Genomic DNA, 10490 nt, shown 5'->3' on the forward strand with positions numbered 1-10490 from the left:
CTCCCGCGACGGGCATCATTGTCGATATCGAAGCCGTCGGTGCCGCTGTAGAGGGCATAGTTACCGGTCAGGGTAGCCGTTTGCGTGGCGTCGCCGCCGTCATAGGCGTCGTTGCCGATTCGGAAGGCATCGTCGCCGGAACGCCGCACGACGTTATCGGTCAACGTGGCGGTCTGGGTGGCAACGGCGTCGTAGCCCGCCGAGTTATTAACCTGGATACCAACGTTATAGACGTAGCCGACGAAATTATCGGAAATCGTCACTTCCTGGGTGATGGTCTCGCCCGGGCCGGCGTAGCTGAAGATGCCGATGCCATCGCCACCGCCGAAGATATTGTTGTCATGGATCCAGTTGCCGGTGAAGCTGCCGGAGCTGTTGGCCAACAGGAAGATCGAAGTGTCGAAGCTGCCTTCGCTCAAGAAGTTGTTGTGGTGGATATCGGCATTGCTGGTGTTGATGCCACCCACGCCGACGAACTGCGAGCCATAGCCACCGCCGTTGCCGCCGACAAAGTCAAAGCCGGCGACTTCGTTGTCGTCGGCCAGGGTGACGATGGCGTCCATGATGTCGCCTTCGCCGCCGTCAGCGCCGTTGCCGTACATTACCGGGTTGTCGCTGCCGACCTCGGATGAGTGCAGATAGAAATTACGCAGCTTGCCGCTGAACGGGTCGGTCAGGTGCGTGAGAGTGCCAATGGTCTCGCCTAGCAACAGGGTGCCGTTGCTCAGGGTCACGTCTTCGGTGTACGGGCCTTCGCCGGCGTGCACATGGACCAGCGTACTGCCCGGGAGGTTGCCGGCCACCGTGGCGTCGTCGAAATTGGTGAACGGATTCTCGTTGGTTCCGTCGCCCCCCGGTGACGCGCTGTTGTCGATATGGATGACGCCACCGGACGGGGCGACGTTGACGCGGTCGTCGTTGGAAACCTGGTCACGCCAGTCGAGTTCGGAGTTTTCCTTGATGTCGGCGTCACGCTCGACCAGCTGGGTCATGCGCTCGCTGACGGTGCGGATTCCTTCACCGCTGGGACCACCGAAGGAGTAACGCAGCTTCAGGCCGGTCTGCGAACCGAACAGGTTATCGTCCTGCCAGCTCAGTTCCACGCCAAAGTTCTTGCGTGGCCGCACTTCCACGCGCAGCTTGGGGCCGTTGGCTTCGCGGTCGGTGGAGTCGCCCTTGAAATGGTAGCCACCGGCATAGACGCGGGTCTCATACGGCGAGCCGGGAATACGCGCGCCGACTTCGGCGTCGAAGCCTTCCATCGCTTCCTCGACAATGCCATCGAAGAACAGGCCACTGCCGATGAAGTTGCCGCCGGTATTGACAACTCCTTCAATGTTCTTTTTATCACCTACTGGCAGGTAGTAGTTGGCACGGAAGTCCCAGGTGTCGCCCAGCGACTCGGCGCCGAAGGTCACCTGCTTGTACTTGTTATTGGTGCCGGTCTTGCGCCAGTCGTAGGCGAGGTAGCCGCCCAGGATACGGTTGTTGCGCAGCAGGCGGTGGCCGACACCCAGGTTGAATTCGTTGGTGCTGTTATCAGCGAAGATGGCGCGCAGGTCGGCGTAGGTAAGGGAGTCTTCGTCCTGCATCAGGGGCTGCAGGATGGCCAAGCCACCGTGCGAGCTGTCGTTGGTGCCGGCCCGGCCGCTGATTTCGATGTTGCGGGACCACTCGTCGGCACGCGCGTAGGCAGGCACCAGGGCGATGGCAACAGCCGCGGCAAGCGCGGTGGGTCGAAATGGCGGGCGACCCGCCTGGTTACGCAAGGTTGCAGCTTTATCACCGAAACGCGCGTTGGCATTGGCCATGTGTTCGACTCCCTACATTTAAGTAGTTAAAAAATAACTGGTTAACTGTCTATTCTTGTTGGCGTAGGCGGCCTCCCTGGCTGCCTGAACACTAATCGGGGCGTGCCGCCCAACTGAGCAGGCCGCATTTAAACACGCACAAACTTGGCTGTGCAATGTTTTGCGCGTTTTTTTTGTGGGCTTGAGTGCGATCAATCAACTCGGCTGCCTCCTCTGATTCGTGCCGGTGATCCAATGTCCATCCGCTACCGGTTCTGGTGGACCCACGCAAGGGTCTTTCGTGATCATCAGAACATGCAGTAACAAGGCACGGTCGCCACGGCAGTTTCCCCATTAAATCGTGCGTGGTTACCGCGCTAACGGCACACATTCAAATTACTTTAGGGAGCCCGTGAATTTATTCAGCGTTTCCGGCAGCGCAAGGATGCGCTGCCAAAATCAGTAGCTATCTGCCACTGATTTTGTGAGCCATCGGAAAACCACGCTTTTCCGATGGCTGGCGCTGAGAAATCCAGGACGGATTTATTCAGCGCTTCCGGATTGGCATATCCAGCGCTAGCGGCTCCACCCGTGCGCGACACAGCGTTCAGTCGGCGCTGTAACCCAGGCTGTCCATCGCCGGTTGCAGCACCGGAATCACCGACGCCAGCTGCTGGCGGTAGTTGCGATACCGGTAGACCGACTGGGTGTAGAGCTTCTCCGTGACCTGGGCGTGGCTGGCGGTACGGGCGTAGCGGCGGTTTTCGTGAAAATCCAGGCAGCGTGGGTCCCAGGGCTCACCGACGAACTCGAGCAATTGCCGGCAGTGCGGCTCGGGGTCGGCGACCAGATCCTCGTAACGCACCGCCATGTAGTTCAGGTCCAGATTTGCGCGGTAGTGGTCCACCAGGCGGCGCACCAGAGCGTAATGGCTGGCGGCGGTTTCAAGTGCATACGAACAATTGAAACCGTGCGTGAGGTCGATCGAGAACGTGGACAGCACCACGTCCAGTGGATGCCGGATCAGGTGCACGATGGGCGCGTCGGGGAACACCAGGTGAATCAGCCCCAGGTGGGTCTCGTTCAGCGGCATCTTGTCGGTGAACCAGTTGGCGGCACCGGCTGTCAGGGAGGTTTGCTCGGCCTTGCGCAGGTAGTAATCGCGAAACGCCGCCAGCACGCCCATGTTCTCGCCGAACCACAGGTCGGCCAGGCAATTGGGGTAGGTCAGTTCGCTGTTGAGCAGGTTGGGGGCAATTCGGGCCAGTTCGTTGATGTAGGGCAGTTCGTCGCCGGCGTTGATGGCCGGGTGCGAGGTCAGTATCTGCTCCGCCATGGTGGTGCCGGAACGGGGAAAGCCGACGATGAAGATCGGCCGCACCGGTTCACCGTGTCCGCTGTCCAGGCGCGGCAACGAATCGACCCGGGCGCGGGTGAAGAAGCCCTGCAGCCGCGAGACCAGCGCGCGCGCCGAGTTACGGCCGTAGTTGCGCTTGCCGGTGTCTCGCACCAGCCGGTTGGCTTCGGCAAAGGCTTCGAACGCTTCGTCGTAGCGACCCAGCTTGTCCAGGATGTCGCCGCGTGCGTAAAAGTGCCCCGGCCAGGGGTTCTTGGCCGGCGCGCCTTCCGGCGTCTGGTCGAGCGTGGCCAGCGCCTCGGCGTACTTTTTCTCGCGTTTGAGCAGTTCCGCCTGCGCCACGCGCACGCCGGGGTGCTTCGGCGCGCGCTCGCGCGTCTGCTCCAGCAGGTCCCAGGCGCCGGGCAGGTCGCGCGCTGCCTGTTTCAAGCCCACCCAGCCGAGCAGGGTGTCGATGTTTTCCGGCTCGAGCCCGGCGGCCTGCTGGTATAAGGTCTGTGCTTCCTCAAGCCGGCCCTGGTTTTTCAGATTCAGGGCCAGATTGGCGCACAGCTTGCCGATCGGCCGGTGCAGGGCCAGCGCCCGGCGGTAGTGATACTCGCCCGGCGGCAAGCGATTCAGGTCGGTCAGGACCATGCCCATCAGGTTATGTGCCTGGGGATTCTGCGGATTCAGCCGCACCGCATTGCGAGCCTGCTTGAGGGCGCCCGACATGTCGCGACGCTTGTAAAGCAACAAGGACAGCTCGCAGGCCAGGTCAGCATCGTTGGGGCGCAGCCGAGCCAGGCGCTGCAGCAGCACCACGGTGGCGGAGTCGTTGCCCCTGAGCTTCTGAATCTCGAACAGCATGCGCAGCGCGCGGTGGTGCCCTGGCGCCTTGTTGAGCACACCCGCGCAAAAGGCCTCGGCGCCAGCAAGATCCTTGGCCTGAAAGCGCGCCACGGCTTCCCGAAAATTGCCTTCCAGCGCCTTGATCTGGTCGGCGCCGGGTGCTTTGACGTCCGTCGCGCCACAGCAGTTGCGGTTCTGTAGGCCACTGTTGCAGGAACAGGCAGCCGTGTCAGTGGCGGCGGGAGTCGTTTTGTCGGTCACAGGGGGTATCCGTTGCGCGTGATTTGCAGGATGCATTGAAGGCGTCATTTAGCCGGTCGGCGGTGGGCCGCGCCGATATTGCGCATAATTCTAGCGGCTGACTGCCGCCGGGCGCGACACGCCGACCTTGCGCGCTATTCCGTTCACATCTGCCTGTGGGTCCGTACCAGATGAAGCTTGACACCACCTTTTACCGCCTGCCCATGCGCTTTGACGCCCAGCGTCTGGCCCAGGAACTGGAGCAGTTTGGCGAACCCGACTGGCGCCCGCATCCACAGGGGTTCGTGGGCAACTCGGCACTGATCCTGGTCGCAACCGACGGCGACGTGAACGATGACCTTACCGGCTCGATGCAGCCGACCCAGGCGCTGGGGAAATGCCCGTACATGCAGCAGGTGATGGCCAGTTTCCGGTCAGTAATCGGCCGCTCGCGCATCATGCGCCTGGCCAGTGGCGAGAACGTCAGCGAGCACACCGACATCCATCACTACTGGCATCACCACATACGGATTCACGTGCCGATCGTGACCGACCCGTCGATTGAATTCTGGTGCGGCGGTGACCAGGTACACATGGCGCCTGGGGAGGCCTGGGTGTTCGATAACTGGCGCATGCACAAGGTGCTCAACCCCAGCGGCGTGACGCGTACCCACCTGGTAATCGACACCACCGCCTCGGCCTGGCTGTGGAACCTGGTCCGTCGCTCGGAGCAACCGTTCGCGCCGTCCGGGCCACAGCCACAGCGGGAACTGATGGTGTCGGTGGCGTACGACCCGCAGGCTCGGCCAGACCTTCGCACCGAACGGTTTGCCGAGGCATCGGTCATGGCGCCGGGCGAGATGGACGTGTTGTTGCAGGAGCTGGTCGACGATATCCAGGGCGAGGCCGCACCGGACGAGACTGCCGCCTTCAAACACCTGCTGGCGGACTTGCGCGCCGACTGGCGCAACCTGTGGGGCTATTACGGTGACCAGACGGAAGGTCATGGCGAATTCAGTCGCCTGCTGGACGATTGCCTGGTCCGCGCGGGAGTGGCCGGGGATGGCCTGAAGCTGCGCAGCAACGGCCATGGCGCGATGGAAGTGTTGCGTTCGCGCCTGTCCGCCGCCTGCCGCGCCGAGCAGCCGAGGCGCTCGGCGCGCCGACGCGCGCGCGATCGCATGCAGCGGCCGATCATCATCGTCGCCGCGCCGCGCTCGGGCAGCACGCTGCTGTTCGAAACCCTGGCGGCCAATCGTCAGCTGTGGACCATCGGCGGCGAAAGCCACGCCCAGTTCGAGTCGCAGGATGCGCTGAATCCACTGCGTAACGGGCGCCTGAACAACCGCCTGCTGGCCGCCGACGCCAGTCCCGAGGTCGTGGCGCGCCTGCGGGCTGCATTCCGGCGTGGCCTGCGTAACGGCGACGGCAAGCGGCTGACCGAGTTGCCGGCGCAAAGCCGGCCCCAGAGCGTGCGTTTTCTGGAGAAAACGCCCAAGAATGCCTTGCGCATTCCCTTTCTGAACGCGGCGTTCCCGGACGCCCTGTTTGTATTTTTGCACCGGGAGCCGCGCGCGAACATCAGCAGCATCATGGAGGCCTGGCGGTCGGGCAAGTTTGTGACCTACCCCAAGCTGCCCGGCTGGGAGGGTCCCGCCTGGTCGCTGCTGCTGCCGCCGGACTGGCAGACCCTCAAACCCGACGCTCTGGCGGACATCGCCGCCTACCAGTGGCGGGTGGCGAATCAGTGCATCCTCGACGACCTGGCGCAGCTGCCGGCGGCGCGCTGGTGCGCGGTGGATTATGCGCAGCTATCCACGGATACGGCGACGGTGGTGCGCCAGGTATGCGAGTTCGCCGACATCCCGTTCGGTCCACGCATGCAGGAGCTGACAGCATCGAAGCTGCCCCTGTCCCGCTACACCCTGAGTGCGCCCGATACGGAGAAATGGCGCAAAAACGAAGCGGAAATCCTGCCGGTGCTGGACAGCGTGCAAGCGGTCGCCCGTCAGTTGGGCCAGCTCGGTGTTCCTTCGCAAGCCAACGCGACCCTACACTGAAGCGTTGCTCCGGCCGATAGCAGCGGTGGTGACAGGCAAGCAGGTACCCCGCCATGGCAATTCTCCCCGCAAACACTCGCAGCATGCCGCGCGACGCCGCGGCTTCTGATTTGCGTCTGGGGCACGTTGATGTCCTGGCGGCGGCGCGTGCGTATATGACAGCGGTATGGCTGGGTGACGAGACCGTCATAGAACTGTTGTTGATAACGGTGCTGGCCGGCGGCCACGTACTGCTGGAAGACGTGCCGGGGGTCGGCAAGACGACGCTGGCCAAGGGTCTGGCACGGGCGCTCGGGGTGGAGTTCAACCGCGTTCAGTTCACCTCGGACATTTTGCCGGCCGACGTGCTCGGCGGCAGCGTCTATCACCCCGGCGACGGTCGCTTCGAGTTCGTTCCCGGGCCGGTGTTTACCGATCTGCTGCTGGCGGACGAGATCAACCGCGCGCCCACGCGCAGCCAGTCCGCCTTCCTGCAGGCGATGGAAGAAGGCCAGGTGACCGCCGACGGGGTCGGCCATCCCCTGTCGCCGCTGTTCACGGTGATCGCGACCCAGAACCCGATCGACTTCGACAGCACCAACCCGCTGCCGGAGGCACAGCTGGACCGGTTCCTGATCGCCACCCGGCTCGGCTATCCGGACGCGGCGGCCGAACAGGCCCTGCTCGACGATTACCGCCAGGCATCGCCCGTGCAGTCCGGGCTCAGCCGCGAGATTCTTATAGGTCTGCGACAGGCTACCCGGGACATATTTCTGCACCCGGACCTGGCCCAGTACATCGTCTCCATGGCCCGCGCGACACGCGAGGACTCCCGTCTGCGGCTGGGCATTTCGCCACGCGGGGCCATCCACCTGGCCGATGCCGCGCGGGCGCGGGCCTTGCTGCAGGGCCATGCGGCGGTGCGGGCCGAAGACCTTCGCGCGTTGCTGCACCCGGTATGGGATCACCGCCTGCTGCCACGCCAGGGGCGCGAGGCCGATCGCCGGGCAACCGGCAAGCTGCTGGACGAACTGATCGCCAGCGTGCCGGTGCCACGCTGACACCAGCGCGCCGGCGAATGCCATGCCATGAAGGAATTCGCCGACCGTCCACTGCGCGTACCAGCCGAGAACGGGTTCTTGCACGCCTGGCGCATGCTGCGCTGGTTGTTCGAATTGCGCCTGGTGCCGCGCCTGACCGAACGCCGCGGCGGCTGGTTGACGCCGCTGCGCGCACTACGCGACGGCCTTACCGCCGGTGGCTGGGTGCTGCTGACGGCCTGTGGTCTTTTGCTGCTGCTGGCACGCCCCAGCAACCCCGGCTTTGACCTTTATCTGGCCACGGCCGGCCTGCTACTGATTGCCGCCTGCGCCGCTGTCGGACAGCTGTGGCGACCGCGTTTGCGCGTACAGCGCCTGGAATCCGAAACAGCCATCGCCGGGCGGCCATGTCGCAGCCGGGTGCGAATCAGTAATACCGGTCGCTGGCCAGCGCGAGAACTGGTACTGCGCGAATTTCGCGGCCCGGGTTGGCGGCCGGGGACGGCCTCACAAAGTGCGGTGGTCGAGCGCGTCGATCCGGGAGCCAGTCGCCTGTGCGAGGTGATTGTCAGGCCCACCGCACGGGGCCTGGTGCACTTGCCGGGGCTGGCGGTACACAGTTATTTCCCGCTGTTTGTCACGCGCAGCACGCTGCGTGTGCCGGTGGCGCTGGAACTGGCAGTGCTGCCGCCGCCACTCACCGTGAATTTGCCGCCATTGCGGCAACTTGCGTCCCGCTGCCTGAAACATGGCAGTCATGCAGCGCGCGCAGCCGGCGCGCTGGAGTACGCCCATTCGCGCCCGTATCAGGCGGGTGATCCGGCGACTCGTCTGGATCAGCGCGCCAGCGCCCGCCGTGGCGAACTGATGTCGCGGGTGTTCAGGGATGGTGCCGAGCTGTCCGCCGGGGCGGTCGCCATTTACTGCGATACCGCGGTGGCGGGTTTCAAGCCCTGGCAGCGGCGACCAAAAAATGCCAAAGCGCTGGATCGGCGCCTGGCACTGGTGCTGGAACTGGCGGCGCGCGCACGGCGCGAGGCGCTGCCGGTACAAGCCGTCGCCTTCGCTGAGGGCTGGCAGCCACTGGCCGACGAAGCCGCCTTGCAGCGCGCGATTGCGGCGTGCCCACCGGCCCGGCACACGCTGTTGCCGGCGACCGTGCCCAGACCGGACTGGCTGTATCTTCTGGTCACCGAGGACTGGTCCGAGACCCTGGCCGCCCAGGTATCGGCCTGGCGTGGCGCCGGTTATGTGGTGCTGGTTTTCCGGCTTACCGGCAATGGTGGTTCGCCGCTGCCGGTCGCGCCCGGCAATCTGGAAATCACCGCCTGATGCGCTTGGCCGACGTCGTGCTGAGTGTCGCCGTGGCGGCTGCCGGGGCGCATGTGTTGTGTTCCATGCAGTTGCCGACAGCCGCTGTGGTGATGGGGGTGCTCAGCGCGCTGGCGCTGCTGGTACGTCTGCAACCACGCCTGCCCCTGGCGCCAACCCCGGGACTGGCGTTCATTGTGTTTGTCAGCGGCGGCCTGCTGGGTTATCTGGGGCTCGCGGATCTGGTGCCTGCCGGTTCCTGGGCAGGTGATTTCGCCGTGTTTGCGGGCTTGTGCCTGGCTGGGCTGGTGTTGATGCTGTGGTTACTGGCCACGCGCCTGCCGCCGCTGGCCGGCAGCGCTGGCGATAACGGCGGGGACATTCTGGCCGCCAGCACCCTGGCCCTGGTGTTGCTGATTCCGCGTAATGTGCCGGCGGATGGCCTGACCCTGACGCTGCCATGGCTGGGCACTGGGGCTGGGTTTCTGGCGCCGGCCTTGTCGCGACTTGGCGTGCGTGTGCTGCCGCGAATTCTGATTTTATTACCAGCACTCATGCTGTTACCGCTGACCGAGCCGGCACTGCAGGCCGCGCAGCGCCCGCTGATTGGCGCGCTGATCAGCGCCATGCCGAATCCGCGTGGAGAAACCGCCTTCTCGCCGCTGGCCCAGCTTCGGCCGGACGGATTTTTGCGCCCAGCGCGGCGACCGGTGATGCGCCTGGCGGTGACCGGTGGCACGCCGCCACAATATCTGGTCGGCAACCGCCTGCTGACCCTGGGCGCGGGACTTGAATGGAAAACAGATGGTGCGTCGGGACCGGAGTTGCTGTCCGTGGCAACGGAGTCCGGCCGCCGATACCGTCTTGGTAGCGGCCCGAACACCTGGTCACTGGCCGTGCACAGCCTGCGGCGCGACGACCTGGTGTTCGTGCCGCCCGGCACGCGCCAGGTGGACATGGTCGATTCCAGTCTGGCTTACGATCGGACCGGGGTACTGCGTGCCCAGTTTGCAGACCGCGCAGCGCGACGTTGGCAGCTGGCCGGTGGTTCGTCGGCCAGCGAGTCGCGTGCCGGCGCGGCGGCGCTGGCGCTGCCGGCGTTCTGGGACGCCGAGTTGCAAGCCGCGGCGGGGCAACTGGCGGGCGCCGACGCGACACAGACCGCCGCCCGCGTGGCGGGGGAGCTGCGCGGGCGTCAGTACAGCCTGCGGTTCGCGTTGAACCGCGACGCGCCGTTCAAGGATTTTTTCCTCAAGCGCAAGCCGGCACATTGTTTCTGGTATGCCACCGCGTCAGTGCTGGCTCTGCGCGCCAATGGCGTGCCCAGTCGCCTGGTGACCGGCTATCTGGTGACCGAGCCGCTTAGCGAAAGCCTGTGGCTGGTGCGTGAACGCGATGCCCACGCCTGGAGCGAGTGGCAGGACGAGGCCGGTCGCTGGCATACGCTGGACGCCACGCCGCCGGATTACGACCTGGTGCTGGCCGATTTTGGTGGCGGTGAGCTGGAGCGAGCCTGGCAGCGGCTGCTCGCGAACCTGGACCTGTGGTGGCGGGCGATACAGTTGACCGATGGCCAGGTGCAGGGCGTGCTGCTGGCTGGGCTCGCGGTGTTGGCTGGATTGTTCGTGCGCGAATACCGGCGTTTGCGTCGGACGGGTCCACGCGCGCTGCGCGGCCGCGAATGGGCGCGGCTGTGGCGCCAGTTTCTGCGGGCCAGTGGCTTGCCAGAGCGGCCGCAGTGGACGGCAGGTGACTATCTGGAACACCTGCCGACGAGCTGGTCGTCGACCCGCCATGCGGCGGCCCGCCACTTTCTTGAAATGTATTCCGCCGGCCGCTTTGCGCCGGACGGCACGGTGGCCGGGGCGGGCGCCCCCCCGAA

At 65.0% G+C, this 10490-nt stretch carries 6 protein-coding genes; 4 read left to right on the forward strand and 2 right to left on the reverse strand.

The features are described 5' to 3' along the window. A partial coding sequence (locus ABZF37_RS11955; protein WP_372720210.1) for an inverse autotransporter beta domain-containing protein occupies positions 1-1811 on the reverse strand: 1811 nt, incomplete at its 3' end. Between the two features lie 586 nt (positions 1812-2397). Beyond that, entirely contained in the window at positions 2398-4239 is a 1842-nt protein-coding gene (locus ABZF37_RS11960; protein WP_372720212.1) for a sulfotransferase, read from the reverse strand. 170 nt (positions 4240-4409) lie between these two features. Here ABZF37_RS11960 and ABZF37_RS11965 point away from each other — a divergent pair, with 170 nt between their 5' ends. The 4 genes from ABZF37_RS11965 to ABZF37_RS11980 form a co-directional block, all read left to right on the forward strand. Continuing rightward, entirely contained in the window at positions 4410-6278 is a 1869-nt protein-coding gene (locus ABZF37_RS11965; RefSeq protein WP_372720214.1) for a sulfotransferase, read from the forward strand. Positions 6279-6331: 53 nt separating this feature from the next. Next, entirely contained in the window at positions 6332-7318 is a 987-nt protein-coding gene (locus tag ABZF37_RS11970) for an AAA family ATPase (protein ID WP_372720216.1), read from the forward strand. A gap of 27 nt (positions 7319-7345) precedes the next feature. Next, a complete protein-coding gene (locus ABZF37_RS11975; protein WP_372720218.1) occupies positions 7346-8629 on the forward strand; it encodes a DUF58 domain-containing protein in 1284 nt (427 codons plus the stop codon). Further along, a partial coding sequence (locus tag ABZF37_RS11980) for a transglutaminase family protein (RefSeq protein ID WP_372720220.1) occupies positions 8629-10490 on the forward strand: 1862 nt, incomplete at its 3' end. The genes ABZF37_RS11975 and ABZF37_RS11980, both read left to right, overlap by 1 nt.

The organism is Immundisolibacter sp. (assembly GCF_041601295.1).
GTDB lineage: Bacteria > Pseudomonadota > Gammaproteobacteria > Immundisolibacterales > Immundisolibacteraceae > Immundisolibacter.

Bases quoted from the DNA above. Each gene is read 5' to 3' on its own strand.
- ABZF37_RS11965 (WP_372720214.1), top strand. From the start codon at position 4,410: ATGAAGCTTGACACCACCTTTTACCGCCTGCCCATGCGCTTTGACGCC.
- ABZF37_RS11970 (WP_372720216.1), top strand. From the start codon at position 6,332: ATGGCAATTCTCCCCGCAAACACTCGCAGCATGCCGCGCGACGCCGCG.
- ABZF37_RS11975 (WP_372720218.1), top strand. From the start codon at position 7,346: ATGAAGGAATTCGCCGACCGTCCACTGCGCGTACCAGCCGAGAACGGG.